Source organism: Thermodesulfobacterium commune DSM 2178 (genome assembly GCF_000734015.1).
Lineage (GTDB): Bacteria > Desulfobacterota > Thermodesulfobacteria > Thermodesulfobacteriales > Thermodesulfobacteriaceae > Thermodesulfobacterium > Thermodesulfobacterium commune.
The window spans coordinates 866,464-883,638 of record NZ_CP008796.1 but is presented as its reverse complement, the minus strand read 5'-3'; the positions used below and the strand labels follow the sequence as shown (position 1 = coordinate 883,638).

At 36.3% G+C, this 17,175-nt stretch carries 18 protein-coding genes and 1 tRNA gene; 13 read left to right on the top strand and 6 right to left on the bottom strand.

The annotated features are described in order from the left end of the window. Nucleotides 1–27 precede the first annotated feature (27 nt). Nucleotides 28–486 carry a transcriptional regulator NrdR gene (gene nrdR / locus HL41_RS04405; RefSeq protein ID WP_022856110.1) on the top strand — a complete coding sequence of 153 codons (459 nt, stop codon included), beginning with the start codon at nt 28–30 and terminating at the stop codon, nt 484–486. Further along, nucleotides 470–1,210, top strand: a complete 741-nt coding sequence (gene pyrF, locus HL41_RS04400; RefSeq protein WP_051754498.1) for an orotidine-5'-phosphate decarboxylase — start codon at nt 470–472, stop codon at nt 1,208–1,210. Before nrdR ends, pyrF begins: the two co-directional genes overlap by 17 nt. 4 nt (nt 1,211–1,214) lie before the next feature. On the opposite strand, the gene HL41_RS04395 is transcribed toward pyrF, so the two are convergent. The 3 genes from HL41_RS04395 to HL41_RS04385 all read right to left on the bottom strand — a co-directional run bounded on the left by HL41_RS04395 (nt 1,215) and on the right by HL41_RS04385 (nt 4,768). Continuing rightward, nucleotides 1,215–1,940 carry a SapC family protein gene (locus tag HL41_RS04395; RefSeq protein ID WP_038061702.1) on the bottom strand — a complete coding sequence of 242 codons (726 nt, stop codon included), beginning with the start codon at nt 1,938–1,940 and terminating at the stop codon, nt 1,215–1,217. A 15-nt stretch (nt 1,941–1,955) separates the two neighbouring features. Continuing rightward, nucleotides 1,956–4,097 carry a methyltransferase domain-containing protein gene (locus tag HL41_RS04390; protein ID WP_038061699.1) on the bottom strand — a complete coding sequence of 714 codons (2,142 nt, stop codon included), beginning with the start codon at nt 4,095–4,097 and terminating at the stop codon, nt 1,956–1,958. 176 nt (nt 4,098–4,273) lie between these two features. Further along, nucleotides 4,274–4,768 (bottom strand): HIT family protein, encoded by a 495-nt coding sequence (locus HL41_RS04385; RefSeq protein WP_038061696.1) that lies wholly within the window; start codon nt 4,766–4,768, stop codon nt 4,274–4,276. Between the two features lie 107 nt (nt 4,769–4,875). Between HL41_RS04385 and HL41_RS04380 the strand changes: the two genes are divergently transcribed. The 11 genes from HL41_RS04380 to HL41_RS04335 all read left to right on the top strand — a co-directional run bounded on the left by HL41_RS04380 (nt 4,876) and on the right by HL41_RS04335 (nt 14,830). Then, entirely contained in the window at nt 4,876–5,874 is a 999-nt protein-coding gene (locus HL41_RS04380) for a flippase-like domain-containing protein (RefSeq protein ID WP_051754497.1), read from the top strand. After that, nucleotides 5,868–6,818, top strand: a complete 951-nt coding sequence (lpxK, locus tag HL41_RS04375; RefSeq protein WP_038061693.1) for a tetraacyldisaccharide 4'-kinase — start codon at nt 5,868–5,870, stop codon at nt 6,816–6,818. Before HL41_RS04380 ends, lpxK begins: the two co-directional genes overlap by 7 nt. 5 nt (nt 6,819–6,823) lie before the next feature. Continuing rightward, complete coding sequence (locus HL41_RS04370) at nt 6,824–7,639, top strand: extracellular solute-binding protein (protein WP_038061690.1); 816 nt, start codon at nt 6,824–6,826, stop codon at nt 7,637–7,639. Nucleotides 7,640–7,641: 2 nt separating this feature from the next. Next, on the top strand, nt 7,642–8,346 hold the full coding sequence (locus HL41_RS04365) for an ABC transporter permease (protein WP_000346686.1): 705 nt from the start codon (nt 7,642–7,644) through the stop codon (nt 8,344–8,346). Next, complete coding sequence (locus HL41_RS04360; RefSeq protein WP_000053833.1) at nt 8,343–9,002, top strand: cell division ATP-binding protein FtsE; 660 nt, start codon at nt 8,343–8,345, stop codon at nt 9,000–9,002. Before HL41_RS04365 ends, HL41_RS04360 begins: the two co-directional genes overlap by 4 nt. Before the next feature lie 75 nt (nt 9,003–9,077). Continuing rightward, nucleotides 9,078–9,560 (top strand): TlpA family protein disulfide reductase, encoded by a 483-nt coding sequence (locus tag HL41_RS04355; protein ID WP_038061682.1) that lies wholly within the window; start codon nt 9,078–9,080, stop codon nt 9,558–9,560. A gap of 24 nt (nt 9,561–9,584) precedes the next feature. Then, nucleotides 9,585–10,109, top strand: coding sequence for a nitroreductase family protein (locus tag HL41_RS04350; RefSeq protein WP_038061679.1), 525 nt, complete (start codon nt 9,585–9,587; stop codon nt 10,107–10,109). 80 nt (nt 10,110–10,189) lie between these two features. After that, entirely contained in the window at nt 10,190–12,712 is a 2,523-nt protein-coding gene (locus HL41_RS09280; protein WP_081856475.1) for a sensor domain-containing phosphodiesterase, read from the top strand. Further along, nucleotides 12,695–12,781, top strand: a tRNA-Leu gene (locus HL41_RS04345). The genes HL41_RS09280 and HL41_RS04345 overlap by 18 nt, the downstream gene beginning before the upstream one ends. Nucleotides 12,782–13,259: 478 nt before the next feature. Further along, nucleotides 13,260–14,093: an ABC transporter ATP-binding protein gene (locus HL41_RS04340; RefSeq protein WP_038061676.1), complete on the top strand. Its 834-nt coding sequence runs from the start codon at nt 13,260–13,262 to the stop codon at nt 14,091–14,093. Then, nucleotides 14,090–14,830: an ABC transporter permease gene (locus HL41_RS04335; protein WP_051754496.1), complete on the top strand. Its 741-nt coding sequence runs from the start codon at nt 14,090–14,092 to the stop codon at nt 14,828–14,830. The genes HL41_RS04340 and HL41_RS04335 overlap by 4 nt, the downstream gene beginning before the upstream one ends. Nucleotides 14,831–14,844: 14 nt before the next feature. Here the strand turns inward: HL41_RS04335 and HL41_RS04330 are convergent, their stop codons facing one another. Genes HL41_RS04330 through HL41_RS04320 form a run of 3 tightly spaced genes read right to left on the bottom strand, consistent with a single transcriptional unit; the run spans nt 14,845 to nt 17,159 of the window. Further along, nucleotides 14,845–15,273 carry an EamA family transporter gene (locus tag HL41_RS04330; RefSeq protein ID WP_051173128.1) on the bottom strand — a complete coding sequence of 143 codons (429 nt, stop codon included), beginning with the start codon at nt 15,271–15,273 and terminating at the stop codon, nt 14,845–14,847. 6 nt (nt 15,274–15,279) lie between these two features. Further along, on the bottom strand, nt 15,280–15,921 hold the full coding sequence (locus tag HL41_RS04325; protein ID WP_028841322.1) for a site-2 protease family protein: 642 nt from the start codon (nt 15,919–15,921) through the stop codon (nt 15,280–15,282). Next, on the bottom strand, nt 15,921–17,159 hold the full coding sequence (locus HL41_RS04320; RefSeq protein ID WP_038061670.1) for a S41 family peptidase: 1,239 nt from the start codon (nt 17,157–17,159) through the stop codon (nt 15,921–15,923). The genes HL41_RS04325 and HL41_RS04320 overlap by 1 nt, the downstream gene beginning before the upstream one ends. Between the last annotated feature and the right edge of the window lie 16 nt (nt 17,160–17,175).

The window sequence follows — 17,175 nt, the reverse complement described above, 5'->3', positions numbered from 1 at the left end:
TTTCAAAATAAAGTATAATAATTCTCTATGAAATGTCCAAGATGTAAGGTCTTAGAAACCAAAGTCATAGACTCAAGGGTTATAGAAGAAGGGTATACCATAAGAAGAAGGCGAGAATGTACCAATTGTGGATACAGGTTTACTACCTATGAAAAACTTGAGTTAGATATCATGATAGTTAAAAAGGATGGAAGAAGAGAACCTTATAATCGGGAAAAGCTTATTTCAGGCATAAGAAAGGCTTGTCACAAAAGGTCTATCAGCGAAGAGGCTATCTTAAGTTTTGTAAACGAGCTTGAGCTTGACCTTATTCAAAGGGGAGAAAAAGAGGTGCCTTCTGGATATCTGGGAGAACGGGTAATGCAGGCTTTAAAGGCTTGGGATAAGGTGGCTTATATACGTTTTGCTTCAGTTTATAAGGACTTTAAAGACGTAGAAGAATTTCTAACCCAAATAAAAGAGTTGAACCATGATGAACCCTCGTGATAGGATAGTATTCCCTTTAGATGTCCCAACTATAGATGAGGCTTTAAGATGGGTAGATAGACTAAAGGACTTGGTAGGGGTCTTTAAAGTTGGTTTTGAACTTTATACAAGTTGTGGCCCCAAAGTAATAGAAGAGATAAAAAAGAGATGCAATAACAAAATCTTTTTAGATTTAAAATTAAACGACATCCCGAACACTGTACTTAGGACTATAAGGGTAGCCTCTAATTTAGGGGTTGATTGGATAACCGTTCATGCTCTTTCTGGGGCAGAAAGTTTAAAAAGCGCGGTAAGTGCCGCTTACAACAACCTAAAAATATTAGCTGTTACGGTTTTAACCTCACTTGAGAGAGCAGACCTTATGGAATTAGGCTTTAACGCTGAACTGGTAAGGGAGGTTAAAGACTTGGTTTTAAGGTTAACCAAGATTGCTTATAAAGCTGGTTGTGATGGGATAGTTTGTTCAGCCAAAGAAACATCTCAAATAAAAGAAGTCTATCCTGAGTTGTTTACTGTGGTCCCGGGTATTAGGTTGGAAGGAGCAAGAAAGGACGACCAAGTAAGAGTAGTCACCCCTTATGAAGCCATCCTTTCTGGTGCAGACTATCTTGTGATAGGAAGACCTATCAGAGAAGCCTTTTCTCCTGAAAAAACATGTATAGAGATCGCCGAAGAAATAGAAAAAGCCTTAGCCCAAAAGAATCAAAACAAGGATAGCGGATAAAAATTTAATAAATTTCTATGGTTACACTATACAATAGTTCAAAAATCTTAAAATTTCTGACACTAAAATAGGCTCCATAAAGTACAGGAAGGTATCCTGAAGTGTTTAGATAATAAAGTTTTTCAGGCTGAAGACGTCTTAAGGTTTCGATGTTTGCAAGAAACAGATTTTTAAACTCAACCTTTCCTAAAGGTCCGTTCATCACAAAAGATGTCTGGGTGATACAACCTTTTACTAAAAGATCCTGACTAAACTCTAGAGCTTTCTTTAAGTCTAAAGCTAAATCAGTGAGTTTTTTCTTTACCTCAGCAAAGAAAGAAGTCTCTTCTCCTGTTTCGGTAAAAAGGGGCTCTCCTTCTTCGGTTGTGGTAAATCTCTCGTCCACAGCAACCAGAAAGTTTTCTTTCCCTTCTTCTCTAAGATAAACCAGCCCAAAGGGATAAAACTTTACTAACTTGGGAATATAGTCTATCTTAAAACTTCCCTCCTTGGTTAAATAAGGATTCTTGCCTTGGACCCCAAGCACAGCAAAAGGAAAAACCATCCCCTCAGACATACCAAAAAACACGGGATAATACATCGTAGCCGGAAGTATTTCTGAATAGCCAAGGGGTATGATTTCTACCCCTTCCATAAAGGAATAGTTATCAGGTTTTAGAACCTTTAAATTTTTATGTTCTTCTGGTTCAAGGATAACAGGATTTTTAAAAAGTTGAGACGGAGTAAACATTATTAACCCTCCTTTTTAGATTTTATCATCCTTCCACAGTATGTCTACCGCAGAAATATTTATTGCCCTTTGAATAATTTTTTCCCAGTTAAGCCCACTTTTTCCTTTTATTCCTATAGCATACTGAAAGTTTCCTAAGTATCGTGCGTTGATGTATAGAGGGGTGAGGTTTGCTAAAACCAGATTAGCCGTAAATCTTGAAGGAATGAAAAGTCTTTGTCCTTCATCTAACTCTACCTCGGCGCTTTTAGGAGTTATTCCTTCAAGCACGGTCCCTGGGATTAAAGGTTCTGTAAAAATGACTACCTCATCAAACCCGGCAAGTTTTAAACCGTAATACAAGGTCCAGGGTTTAAAACGGTTTAGGTGATGAGGTGGGTAGTCATTGCCCCACCATTGGTATTTTAGATAGGATTTGGCTAAATGTTTAAAAGCAAAATAAGGAGGACAGCTGATAATGGTGGCTCCCCCTTCTTCTAAAAGTTCGTAGATTTCCTTAAGAAAGGTTAAAGGGTTTTCTACATGTTCGATTACCTCAAAGGCTGTGATTACCTTATAGGGGCCTTTAAAATCTGAAGGGAGTTCTTCAAAGGTTAAGGCTTTAGCTACCCTAAGTTTGTAGTATTTTTTGGCAAGTTCAACCGCTTTTTCACTTGCATCTATTCCGTAAACCTCAAACCCTTTAGCCTTAGCAATCAACATAAAATTACCACTTGAACATCCTACGTCTAAAAGTTTACCCTTAGGTAAAACCTCTAAAATAGGAAGCAATACGTTAAACCTGGGAAGACCTTTCCATTTTTTTAGTTCTTTGTCCTCCTCTTTTTCTAATTGTTGATAATTTTTGTAAGCTGTATCTCCAAAACTTAAAAGGTCATCAATCTTTTGTTCATAGGCTATATCATAGTCCATACTTTTACGAGGATAACCAAATTGAAGTCCACAGCTTGGGCATTCAAAAATGCGGTGCTGGTTTATGACCTCAAACAGGCTAAACGGTCCTTTAAAACTACACAAGGGGCAGCTTTCTGGTTTTTCATAGTTTTCTTGACAGGCTAACAGAGCATCTTTTAAAGCAAAATAAATCACTTTAGGAGGGATGCTTTCGATACAGGGGCTGTAAAACTGATGCTTAACCTTAGCCTCTGAACAGGGTTCATTAATAGCATGGATTCCACAGGGAGATTTGCAGGTTTGTCCTGTGTATTTAGGACGAACTGGAATAACCGTTGGATAAGTGTCAGATCTCAGTCTACCTTCAATAGGACCGGTTATAAAAACTGTAGGTTTTTTAAGGCCTCCTGCTATGTGTAAAGTAGAAGTATCTGCAGTGATGACTGCGTCAGATAAGTAAACAGCAGCTATCAAATACCTGAGGTCTTTCATTAAGGCAGAAAGGTTGGCTGCTTTTATCCCGTAAACATCAAGGGTTACCTCTACTGTTAAATCTTCGTCAGGTAGACTACAAATAACAGGAACAAACTCTTTAGAAATTAGGTCTTCTATTTCTTTAAGGAGTTTAGGAGGAAGGGTTCTGTGGATAGAAGAAGCAAGATAGTGAAAAAGCAGTATCTTGTCTTTTCCGGAAACCTTTTTGATTTCTTCAAATATTTTTTTTATCTCCTCTACCACGTTTAAGTCAACCCAAACGTCAGGGGTTTCGTCTTCAGCAAAATAAAGTTTAAACTTCCATAAAAACCATTCTACCATGTTTAGGTTATCAAAATGAGGGGAATTAACCATTTCTACTGCCTTAACCATGTAGTTAGCTTTTACCACCTCTTTTATAGGAGCAGGATGAGGTAAAAGTTTATCTATATAAGGCAGGTTTTCTAAGACTATACGAGCCCTTCCAGAAACACTTACCCAGAGTTTACTTTTTGGATAGCGTCTTTTGATTTCACGTAAAGCCACCGTAGAACAAAGCACATCCCCTATGGCACCTTGCATAAACACAAAAAGGGTTTTTCCGTTTAGGTCCTCTCCATCATAAAAAGGAGGAAGGACAGAATAGGTTTTCTCAAACTGAGTTTGAAGGTTGGCAGGTAAAAGACCAAACACATCGTTAGCAAAAAGCAGCTTTTCCCCAGGTTTTAGGTTAAATTGATAACCGTTAAACTCAAAACTTAGTTTGGTTTTGGCTTGAACGGTAAGCATTATTTCCTCCAAAATAAAGATCTAATGTTTTTACTATAGCATTAGTTATCAAAAAACATACCGTTTAAAAAGCTTAGAAAATTTTTGTTTTAAAAGGTTAGTATACTATGAATAGTGTTTGTACTAGGAAGTCAAATTTTTGACAGAAGGATGTTATAAAACTTTAAAAAAAAGTTTTAAAGCTTAATTTTTTGAAAATAAGGGAATAAGATACGGTATTGAGTTAAAAGATGTTGGGAGATTACCCTTACTTCATCAAGGACAGCCAAAAAGTTAACATCTCCCTCCCATCTGGGGACTATTTGTAGGTGTAGATGGTCAGGATATCCAGCTCCTGCCACTTTCCCTAAGTTAAACCCAACGTTAAACCCATGGGGTTTGAAGACTTCTTTCAAAATCTTGATGGCTTCTTGAGCCATTTTCATCAAAGCGGTGACCTCCTCAGGGGTTAGTTGTTCGAGTTCAGCCACATGTCTTTTTGGAGCTATCAGAAGGTGCCCGGCATTATAAGGGAATTTGTTCATGATAACCAAAACAAAAGGATCTCTATAAAGTATGAGTCTTTCTTCATCAGGCAGATTCCCTTCAGGAGGGCAAAAAATACAACCAAGGTCTTTTTTACCTGATACGTATTCTCCTCTCCAGGGAGCCCACAAAATTTTTCGTTCCATATTTCCCCCTTTTCTAAAGACGAATTTAAGGGTAAAATGATAAATACCTAATCATAACACAAAATAAACGTTTGTAAATTGTTAGGTTTTGATATTTATAACTTTATATGTATAAAAATATTGTTTACGGAATATTTTTAACCCTTTTGGTAGTATGTCTTTCTTTTTTATACATATTTCTCAGACATATTCCGCCTAATTTAAAAGGGGTTCTTTTTTCTTTAAACAAGAAGCATCTGCTTTTTTCCTTTTTATCCTTGTTTTCTTTTCATACTTTCGATAACCTAAGGGTGTTTTTTATTTCAAGGGCTCTGGGTTTTAGGTATCCTTTTTGGTATGGATATCAGGTTTCTTTGGTAAGCACCTTTGGAGCTACCATAACCCCTGCTCATTTAGGTGGTGAGATTTTTCCCTTTTATACTTTAAGAAGGGTAGGAGGTGAGATAGCTCAGATTCTGAGTGTAATTACCCTCAAAGGTTTTGCCGGTTTAGTTTTTTATCTTTTGTTTTTCCCTTTTATGTTAGAAAATCTCGTAAAGCATCCTGAAAAGGCCTTAGAGCTTTTACTGATAATAGGAAGTTTGTTGGCTATTTTTGGTTTGGGTTTTATAGTAGGAAAGGTTATTTTTAAAAAAAGACCTCAGATTGTTTCTGGTTCGTTTTTGTTTAGGTTAAAGTTTAATTTTTTGAAATATTTACTTATTTGTAAAAATTTCTTTAAAATCCATAAAAAAGTGTTTTTTTTAGCCATTCTTTTTAGTCTTTTTATGTACATTTCCTTTCTTATGGTAGGAATTTTTTTGGTTAAGGCTTTTCATCAAGAAGCTCCTTTTTGGGCTTTGTTTTCAAACCAACTCCCTTTACTCTATGCTATCTTTATAAGCCCTACCCCAGGAGGAAGTGGGGTAGGAGAATTAGGGGCTATAGTAGTTTTTAAAGATTTTTTAACTGTTGAGTCCATAGGGATCTTTGCCATGCTTTGGAGAATACTCAGCCAGTATCTTAGTGCTATGATAGGTGGAGTCATTTTTTTTGTGATGGGTACAAAAGACCTTTTAAATAAAAAGAACTCTCAAACAAAACATAGTTTTTTTAAGGAATGCTAAATCTTTTAAATCCATACTGTTATTTAATAACCCTAAGAAATTTTCTTTATGATCTGGGAGTTTTTAAAAGTTTTAAGTTAGAGGTCCCGGTTATTTCGGTTGGGAATCTTTCTGTAGGGGGGAGTGGAAAAACCTCTTTGGTAAGGTATCTGGCTGAAAAGCTTTCTTGTTTAGGTAAGGTAGCCATAGTATCAAGAGGTTATAAAAGAAGATCTAAGGGTTTTCAGTTAGTTTATTTTCAAAAAAAAGTTCTTCAGCCGGTGGAAAAGGCAGGGGATGAGCCTTACTTTTTGGCTAAGGTGTTTGAGAAAAAAGGTTTGGACCTGGTGATTATCGTTGACGAAGATAGGGTAAGAGGGGCCAGAAGAGCGGTTAAAGAGTTTGGGGCAAACCTTATCCTTCTTGATGACGGATTCCAACACAGAAGACTTTTTAGAGACATAGACCTTGTGCTTTTAAAAAAAGAAGACCTGACCCAAAAGGTATTACCTTTTGGGAAACTGAGAGAACCTCTTTCAGGATTAAAAAGAGCTACCGCCTTTATCCTTACCTATCAAGAACTTTTCCCTTTTGATTTTGAGTTTGACCAAAAACCAGTGTTTAAGCTTTACCGAGAAAACTGGCAGGTTTTAAATTACAGGTTAGAGCCTGTGTCTCCTCCAAAAAAAGAGTTTATAGCCTTTTGTGGGCTTGGAGATAATACCCAGTTTTTAGATACTATAAAACGTTTAGGTCTTAGAATCAAACGCTTTATTGCTTTCCCAGACCATTACGATTATCGAGCCTTTGAACTATCGTCTAAAGAAAACTACCTCACCACCTTAAAAGATGGAGTTAAACTTCCATGGTCTGAAAACCTATTTTTTTTAGATTTTTCTATAAAGGTAGAAGGCCTTCTTGAATTTATACAAAAAATACTTAAAAATAAAACCTCAATGGGGTAGATAACATGAAAATAAAAGCTATTTTGCTCGTTGTTTTTTTGCTTTTATTTTTTACAGATTCTGTCTTTGCTAAAGAAAAAATGTTGATTCTTGGTACAACCACTTCTGTAGAAAATTCAGGACTGTTAAGTTATCTTTTACCTCAGTTTGAAAAGAAGACCGGAATAAAGGTAAAGGTGGTTGCCAGAGGCACAGGGGCTGTGCTTGAAATGGGGAAAAGGGGAGATGTGGATGCAGTGTTTGTTCATGCAAAAGACCTTGAGCTTCAAGCCATAAAAGAAGGGTTTTTTGTTAATAGAAAAGAGGTGTGCTATAACGATTTTATCATCGTTGGTCCTAAGCATGATCCAGCTAAGATAAAAGGGTCTAAAGACGTGGTTTCTACCTTTAAACAGATTGCCCAAGCCAGAGCTTTTTTTGTTTCCCGAGGAGATAGGTCAGGGACCCATTTTAAAGAACTGAAAATATGGGAATTAGCAGGCCTTAATCCTAAAGGAAAACCCTGGTATCTGGAGTCTGGTCAGGGGATGGAAAAGACTTTATTTATAGCTAACGAAAAAGACGCTTACACCCTTACTGATAGGGGAACATGGCTTGCTACGAAAGGCCGTTTAAAATATTTAACTGTCCTTTTTGAAGGGGATCCTCTTCTTTATAATGTATACAGCGTTATGGCTGTAAATCCTAAAAAGCATCCTTATGTAAACTATGAAGGGGCTATGAAATTTATAGACTGGATTACCTCTCCTGAGGGACAAAAACTCATAGGATCTTTTAAAGATAACTTGGGAAACGTACTTTTTATCCCTAAGTATAGGTAGCCATGGATTTTTTGATAGAGGCTTTTAAACAGGCCTTTTTTCTTATCGTTAATTTAGATAGAGAACTTCTTGAGATCATCTTGCTTTCTTTAAAAGTATCTCTTTCTGCAATTTTATTAGCTTCTTTTTTTGGAGTTCCGTTTGGGGCCTTCTTAGGAATGAAAGATTTTCCAGGTAAGAGTTTGGTTATAATTTTTTTTAATACCGGGATGGGGCTGCCTCCTGTGGTGGTTGGTCTTTTTCTTTATATGCTTTTTTCAAGAAGTGGGCCTTTAGGTTTTTTAAACCTCCTTTATACCCCTACCGCTATGGTAATCGCACAGTTTATCCTGGCTTTTCCTATAGTGGCTTCTATCTCTCAAGCCTCTGTAAGAAAGGTTAGCCCTATAATCAAACTTACGGCCAAAACCCTTGGAGCTACTCCTTTCCAGATTACCTTGACCTTGATAAAAGAAGCCCGCTATGGGATATTTACAGGGATCTTGGGTGGATTAGGAAGGGTAATGGCTGAAGTAGGAGCTATTTTGATCGTAGGAGGAAATATCGCCGGTTATACCCGGGTTATGACTACCACCATAGCTTTGGAAACCGATAAAGGAAACTTCGAGCTTGCCCTTGCTTTAGGTATAATCCTTCTTTCTATCTCTTTTTTGATCAATCTTTTGCTATACTATATTCAAAAAAAAGAAATAAGAACCAACCCATGAGTTTAAAACTGGTAATTTCTAACCTTTGGAAGGGATATGGGGACAAAACCGTTTTAAAAGACCTATCCTATGTGTTTGATGAGAAAAAGGTCTACGTAGTAATGGGGCCTAATGGAAGTGGAAAAACTACCTTTTTAAAAATCTGTGCTTTACTTGAAACACCTGATAAAGGAGAGGTCCATTACTACAATTCAACCAATAAGATTTTACCTAAAGATATTAATCTTCTTAGAAAAATTACTTATGTATTTCCTGAGGTAGGTATTTTCAATACTTCAGTTTTTGATAACGTAGCCTATGGATTAAAAATAAGGGGTTTTAACAAAAAAGAGATAAACTCTAAAGTAGAAGAAGTGCTTGATTTCGTAGGACTGTCGCATAAAAAAAAGCAAAACGCATTAACCCTTTCAAGTGGAGAGGCAAAGAGGATGGGCCTTGCAAGGGCGATGGTGATAAAACCTGAGTTTCTCTTTTTAGACGAACCTACAGCTTTTGTAGATGCTGAGAACGTAAAGCTTATCGAAAGACTTTTAATTCAGATCAAAGAACAAAAAACCACTACCATAGTTATAGCCACCCACGATAGTCCCTTTGCCTTTACGGTTGGAGATGAGATCTTAAAGTTAGAAAACGGAAAAGTTTTTGAGGTAAGCTAACAAAATAACCCCCTTGGATAAAATAGTTGAGATGTTATATTAATAAATATAAAACTATATCAGGAGGATTAAAAAATGAGGTTTAGGAAAGGTTTGATGGTGTTAGTTTTGTGTGTGTTTCTTGGTGTTTCTTCTGGTTATACCTCATCCCTTAATTTTGAATATTATACCTATAAAGGTGCCAAACATAGTCTTACTAACCATAGAGGAAAGTATGTGCTGCTCAATCTGTTTGCAAGCTACTGTGCTTCTTGTATGATAGAATTAAATGCTTTAAACAAGATATCTAAGGTTTGTCCTGCCTCTAAGGTTCAAGTAGTGTCTCTTATGGTAGACAAAGAATCAGGATATCTTCTTCCTAAATTGGTGAACTCTAAACAATTAACTTATGAGGTTGGTTTAGCTCCAAACAACCTTAACAAGATTTTTCCAGATTTTTCTAAAGTTCCTACCACCTACCTTTTGAACCCAGAGGGTAAGGTGATAGAAAAAATGATAGGTTTTAAATCAGCAGGAGCTTTTTTAAACATTTTAAACAAATATGTAAGCTGTAATTAAAAGTTCTGTGTTTAAGGAGGAAAAATGGGATTAAACCCAGTACTTGAGTTAATAAAAAACAGAAGAAGTATAAGGTCGTTTAAAAAAGACCCTATTCCAGAAGAAGATTTAAAGCTTATTTTAGAAGCCGCTATCTGGGCACCTTCAGCCGGTAATCTCCAGCCCTGGCATTTTGTCGTGGTGCGTAACCCAGAACTCAAAAAACTTTTATCTATCGCAGCCTTAAACCAAACTTTTATCGCCCAGGCACCTGTAGTTATCGTAGTATGTGCTTTACCCTGGATATCAAGCTCCCGTTATGGTAAACGAGGAGAGGAACTATACTGCCTTCAAGATACAGCTGCAGCTGTTCAAAACATGCTTTTAGCTGCTGCCTCTTTAGGAATTGGTAGTTGCTGGGTTGGAGCTTTTGACGAAGAAGCGGTAAAAAAGATAGTCGGTTTAACCAATAAAGTAAGACCTGTAGCTCTTATTCCTATGGGATATCCTGCTAAAATTCCCACACCTCCTCATAGAAAACCAATCCGTGAAGTAGTCTCTTGGATATAAAACTTTAAATTTTTTCCTTTACTTTGTTTAGATTTTTTTATACAATCTTAAATATATAAGACCTAAAAAGAGGACTTAGGATGGAGATTTATGAACTACAAACTAAAGAATGTGCTCATTTGAAAGATATCGCCGAGGCTATCTTAGATGCTCCCTCGGTAGGAGTTCTGATTTATCAGGAAAACATAGCTTATGCTAATAAGTTTTTCTTAGAACTTACTGGATATTACTTAGAAGAGTTAAACAGGATGAGTATTTTGGATATTTTCCCAACCGAAGAGAAAGAATATCTTAAATCCATAGTGGAAAGAAGACTTAGAGGGGAAAGGTTTACAAGGGTTTATAACGAATTAAAAATTTTAAGAAAAACTGGGGAGATAAGGTATACCCTTACTTTTGCCAACACCATCACCTATCAGGGTAAGCCAGCAGGTTTTGTGGTTTTGATAGATATTACCAGGCAGAAAAGGCTTGAAAACATAGTTTTGATGCTTAGAGAGGTTAACCAGACGATAACCAGTTCCCTAACCGAAGAGGAGGTTTTTGAGAAGATTTGTAAAAACCTGGTAGAGAAGATAGGGCTTAGGTTTGTTTGGGTAGGGTTTCCTGATTGGGAGACACTACTTATTAAACCTATGTATTACTATGGATATGAGGCAGGACTTTTTGAAAAAATCAGGGTTTCTGTAAGTGGAGATGTTCCTGAGGGAAGAGGGGCTTTGGGTACAGCATTAAGAGAAAACAGAATTGTCATAATCTCTGACATAAGAACTGACCCTCGTTTTTATCCTTGGAGAGAAGAGGCTTTGAAGAGGCAGTATCTTTCAGTAGCAGGGATACCTATCTATAAAGATGGTAATCCCTATTGTGTGTTAGGGCTTTATGCTAAGGAGCCCAATTTTTTTACCGATGAAACTTTAGGGCTTTTAGAAGAGCTGAGGGGAGACATAGAGTTTGCTTTAAAGCGGATAGAGGAGATCAAAAATAATGTTATTATCTCTCAGGCTCTTATCAAATCTCCTGCAGCTATAATAGTTTTAGACGAAAGAGGAAGGATAACTTTTTGTAATGAAACTGTATCTAAGAGTTGTGGCCTCAGTTTTGAAGAACTTTATGGGAAATCTTTAGAGATATTAGGCTTGCAGGGTCTTGATTATGATTTTAATCAAACTTTTTTTCAGGTTATATCACAAGAAGATAAAGAGTTTTCGGATATTTTATTCTGCACCAAGAACAATATTTATTTACAGACTAAGATATATCCTTTAAGAATTTCAGAAAAAGAACGCAGGTATCTTTTAATAGGGAGAGATGTTAGTACAGAGAGAGAACTTATCTATAAATTAGAGAAGGTCACCACAGAGGATTTACTTACCGGTCTTTTAAACCTTGATGGGCTTGAGAAAAGAGTTAATAAGATTTTGGAAAGAGTGGACGAAGGCTGTTTGATAGTTTTAGACATATTCAATTTTGTTTACGTAAACCAAACTTATGGTTTTGAGACAGGAAATAGGATTTTAAAAGAGTTAGGTAATTTTTTTAAAAGTCTTTTTCAAAAAAGCAATCAATTAACAGCCAGGATCGGATCTGATGAGTTTGCTTGTTTTTTGGAAAAGAAGGAATATCATAATATTCAAGGATTGATAGAGAAGCTTTCTTTGATAAAAGAAATGGTCTTTAATATAGACGGGCAAGAAATAGCCCTTTCTACAAACATCGGTATTAGTTTTTATCCTCAAGATGGAGGTAATTTTAGGGATTTACTCGAAAAGGCATCTCTTGCCTTAAGTGAGGCTAAAAAAGTTGGAGCAGGAGAATTTAGATTTTTTGCTCAATTTATGGAGTTAAAAGCACAGGAGATCATTTCTTTAGATTATCTCTTAGAAAAGGCTTTAAAAGAGAATCTTTTTGTTTTTTACTACCAACCTTATTTTAAGGTGGAAGACCTTTCTTTAGCAGGGTTAGAGGCTTTGGTTAGGATAAAGGTAGATGGTACGGTTTACAACCCATCACAGTTTATAGATTATCTGGAGAGGAGCCGGTTTTTACCTAAATTTGAGGAGTGGATGTTTGAGGAGATAAGTAAAAAGACTGAGAGGTTTAGGGTACCTATTTCGGTTAACATTTCTGCCCGTTCTTTTAATAGAGAGGATTTTATAGAGAGGTTTCTGTCGCGTTTTCAACATAAGGAAGTCAGATTAGAGATTACAGAAAGGGTTTTTATAGAAAATATATTATATGCGAAAGAGATTTTAAAAAGGATTAAAGAGAAAAATATAAAGGTGATGATAGATGATTTCGGGACTGGGTATTGTGCGTTAAGTTGTTTAAGGTTTTTACCGATCGATGTGATAAAAATAGATATGAGTTTTATTAAAGATATAATAAAAAATAAGAAAGATAAGGACTTGGTTGAAGTGATAGTACTTTTAGCCCAAAAATTAGGTATAGAGACTTTAGCTGAGGGGGTTGAAACCCAGGGACAACTTGATATAATAAAACAAATTGGTTGTACTTACGTACAGGGCTTCTTGTTTGATAAACCCTTGCCAGAAGAAGAACTTCTTGTTAAATATCCTTTCATAGCCGGGGTGGCGGAATAGGTAGACGCGCTGGATTCAGGATCCAGTGGAGATACCTCCGTGCGGGTTCAAGTCCCGCCCCCGGCACCATTCCTAAGGTGTAAAACACCCTTTCAGACATCTATTCCCTACCACACTCACCACACGTAAACCCCTTCAATAAACCTATCAATCACCCATATTTTTTAAATAGGGCAGGTTACTACTGGTAGGTCATACCATCCTCCTACAAACTAACCTCTCAAATCATTCCCTGCCCTGTAGCCTATTCTATTAAAGATCTATTTTAACAAGGCAAATTGTTTTAAGAGATAATTTTTGAAAAATAAGGGGTAAGTTGTTTTTTCTATGTCCAAAAAGTCTTAATTCCCTTTTTACTGTTATCGTTTTGACTGTTTGAATGATTTTGGAGTAAAAGAACGGGTAGAAGAATATTTTGAATTTTCCTAAGGATTTAGGATTGCATAGTGCTTAAATACAAGGTATTATTAACTTTAAAAAAGTTGGTTGAAAAAGTGAAGAAAAATTCTTTTTATGTTAGTTTTTTGTCGATGAAAGGGTTTTTTTTATGATTAAGGTTGAAGGGCTTGTTAAATACTATGGGAAGGTCAAGGCAGTTGATGGGGTAAGTTTTGAGATAAAATCAGGAGAGATTTTTGGACTTCTTGGCCCAAACGGTGCAGGAAAAACTACGATAGTAAAAATTTTAACTACCTTAACCAAGCCTGATGCTGGTAGATGTTTTATCAACGGTTTTGATGTGATAAAAAAGGCCTATGAAATAAAAAAATTTATCGGTGTGGTTCCTCAGGAAAATAACTTAGATAGAGATTTGACAGTATACGAGAATATGTTTATCTATGGAAAACTTCATAAAATAAGTCAGTTAAAAGAAAAAATCAAAGATTTGTTAGAAAATGTAGGCCTTTGGGAGAGAAAGGATGCCTTAGTTTCTAAACTTTCAGGTGGGATGCAAAGGAGGCTTCTTCTGGCAAGGGCGTTGCTTTCAGACCCACAGGTTTTGTTTTTAGACGAACCATCTATCGGACTTGACCCTCAGATAAGAAGACATCTTTGGGAAATAATAAAAAGAATAAAAAAACAAAACAAAACGGTATTTCTTACCACCCATTACATAGAAGAGGCAGAGGCTCTTTGTGATAGGGTAGGTATCTTATCCAAAGGAAGGCTAATAGCCCTTGGTACTCCTTCAGCGCTTAAACAATCAGTAGGGCTTTTTACCGTAGAATATACAGACAAAGAAGGAAGGCTAAAACTGTGGACTTTTAAGACTAAAGAAGAAGCCTATGAGTTTGCTAAGAAAAACGAATTACCTTTGGTTATAAGAGAGACTAATTTGGAAGACGTTTTTATCAAACTTACAGGAGAAAGGATAGAATGATGGATTGGTATCCTGTATTTTTGAGAGAACTTTTGATTTTTAGAAGAAGGCTTTTAAAGTTTGGATATCTCCTTTCTGCCATGATGCTTCCTATCATCTATTTTATCGTTTTTGGGCTTGGGCTTGGAAGGATGGTTCAGATGGAAGGTAAAAGTTATCTCGGTTTTCTTATCCCAGGATTGGTAGCCATGACCTCTATGACCAACTCTTATACCTGGATTGCCAACTCTATAAACCTTAATCGACTTTATTTTAAAACCTTTCAAGTGTTGTACCTTGCTCCTATTTCTTACAGTGCCATAATCATCGGAGAGGTGCTTGCTGGAATGTTAAAAGGGCTTTTTGCCGCAAGCTTGATCATCGTTGTGGGATTTTTGACTTATCCTAACTTTGGGTTATCCTTACCTTTTTTGTTGGCTCTTTTGCTAAACTGTTTTTTGTTTGCAAGTCTTGGTTTTTTGGTAGGTATGTCTGCGAAAGGGCATGAAGAAACAGCTACCTATTTTAACTTTTTCATCCTTCCGATGGGATTTTTCTGTGGAACCTTTTTTCCGATAGAACGTATCCCTGAATTTTTAAAACCTGTAGTTTTTGTGTTACCTCTTACCTATACAAACATCCTTATAAGAAAAGAAACCTTCGATACTTTGGCCTTAGGGTGTGTTTTAGTCCTTGTTTTTTATAGTGTTATTTTGTTTGGGTTGGGATTTAGAGTGATTAAGAATTATAGTGAATAGCCGAGATTTAAGTATTAAGGATTTTTAAACAAAAGAAAAATCCCAGATACAATGAGAAAAATAGCTAAGATTTTTATAAGATGCAACTCTTCTTTTAAAAACAGGATAGCAAACAGAGTAGAAACCAAAGGATATACCGAGGTTAGCGGAACTATTTGAGAGGCATTTTGAGATTTAAGCAGGGTAAAATAGGTTAACATCCCCAAAAAACCTCCCAAGATCCCGCTTAAGGATAATACGGCTATATTTTTAAGATTTAGTACTTCTGGTTTAAACGCCCCTGTGAGAAAAACAGCTAAGCTTAATCCCATAAGAGCGGCAGAGGTCCTGATAAAAAGCGCTAAAAGAGGGTCTACGTTTTTAAGACCTATTTTTTCTATGATCGGACATATTCCCCAAAGGGTTATAGTAAGAAGCCAAAGTATTAGCGTTGATTTTTCCATGATTTTTTAAATACTACCTATACTGGTAATCCCTAAAATCAGATTGGTCAACCAGTTTAATATAGGGTAGATAAACTTGCTAAGCACACCGGTTATGGCTAAAATTAAAATAAAGATAAACCCAAACATTTCAAGTCTTAGGTAGTTAAATCTCCAGGTTTTTGGTAAAAATTTAACAATAACCTTACTCCCGTCTAAAGGGGGAATAGGCAAAAGGTTAAAGATAGCCAGACCAAGATTTATTTTTATACCTAAAAAGCACATTAGGGCAAGAGGTTGGGAAATCACAAAAGAGGAGTAGTTTAAATTTAAGCCATAAAATAAATGAAAAAGGAACCCAAAGATAAAGGCAAGCAAGATGTTGGATAAAGGTCCAGCTATAGAAACAAGAGCCATGTCCCTCCAGGGGTTTTTAAAATAGTTGGGGTTGATAGGTACTGGTTTGGCCCAGCCTATGGCTTGGGTAATAAACAGAGTTAACGTTCCAAAAAAATCAAGATGTTTAATAGGGTTTAAGCTAAGCCTTTTTGCGAGTTTAGGGGTAGGATCCCCTAAAAGATAAGCTACAAGGCCATGAGAAAATTCATGGACCGTTAAGGCAAGTAACAAAACAGGCGTTAAAAGTATAAAAACCTTAGGGTCAAACATTAAAAATTCAACTTAGAAATTTCTTTTAGGTTTTTCAAGATAGAGAGAGCCATCTTTACCTGAAAATCCTCTTCAGGAGAGGTCCATGGTTTAAGTAAATCCTCTTCGTCTTTGTCTTTAGGTTTTTCTTTAGTAGTAGCTTCAACCATCGCAGGTATTTCTATGTCAGGAGAGATACCGATTTTATCGATGCAAACTCCACTTGGGGTGTAATAAAAAGCAGTAGTTAGTTTTACTGCATAGCCATCATCAAGAGGTATAACAGTTTGTACCCTTCCCTTACCAAAACTTTTCTGACCAAGGACAAGGGCTCTTTTATGGTCTTTTAACGCACCGGTAACTATTTCAGAGGCTGAGGCTGTGCCATGATTTATAAGAATTACGATAGGATAATGGTGTTTTCTGTTAGAGGGGTTAGGTTTGGCTTCAAACACCATTCCTGAATCTTTAGACTTCCCCTTTATAGAAACAATCACTCCTTTTTCCAAAAATTCATCTGCTACATCTATAGCCGAGGATAAAAGTCCTCCTGGATTATATCTAAGGTCTAATACTATACCTTTTAATTCTTTTTTCTCAAGCTCTTCCAAAACATCTATCAACTCTTGATGAGTTTTTTCTTGAAAATTGGTAATCCTCACGTAGGCATACCCAGGTTCAAGAACCTTAACCTTAACACTTTTTATAGGGATAACATCCCTTACGAGGGTGATTTCTTTTATATCTTTATCGTTCCTGAGAATGGTTATTTTAACCTTTGTTCCTTTAGGACCTCTTAAGAGTTTAACCGCCTCTGTAAGACTCATACCTTTGGTAGGTTTATCTTCTATCTTTAGAATTTTATCTCCTGGCTTGATGCCAGCTTTCCAGGCAGGAGTGTCTTCTATCGGGGCAACGACGGTGATTATGTCGTCTTTTATGGTAATCTCGATCCCAATACCGGTAAAGGTTCCTTTGGTTTCTATCTCAAGCTCCTTGAACTCCTCAGGCTTCATCAAAGAAGAATAAGGGTCTAAAGAATTTAGCATTCCGTTTATGGCTCCATAGATAAGGTCCCTAGGTGAAACCTCTGTTACATAGTTGTCTTCTATGAGTTTTAATACCTGAGAAAAGAGTTTTAAATATTTATAGATTTCATCGTTTTTTTCTTTAGTAAACCCGTTTGAAAAGGCTATGATTACTAAAAGAATTACCCCAACCAAGGGATAAAATAATTTTTTATTTTTTGAAAATCTCATAAAAACTCCTTTTTTG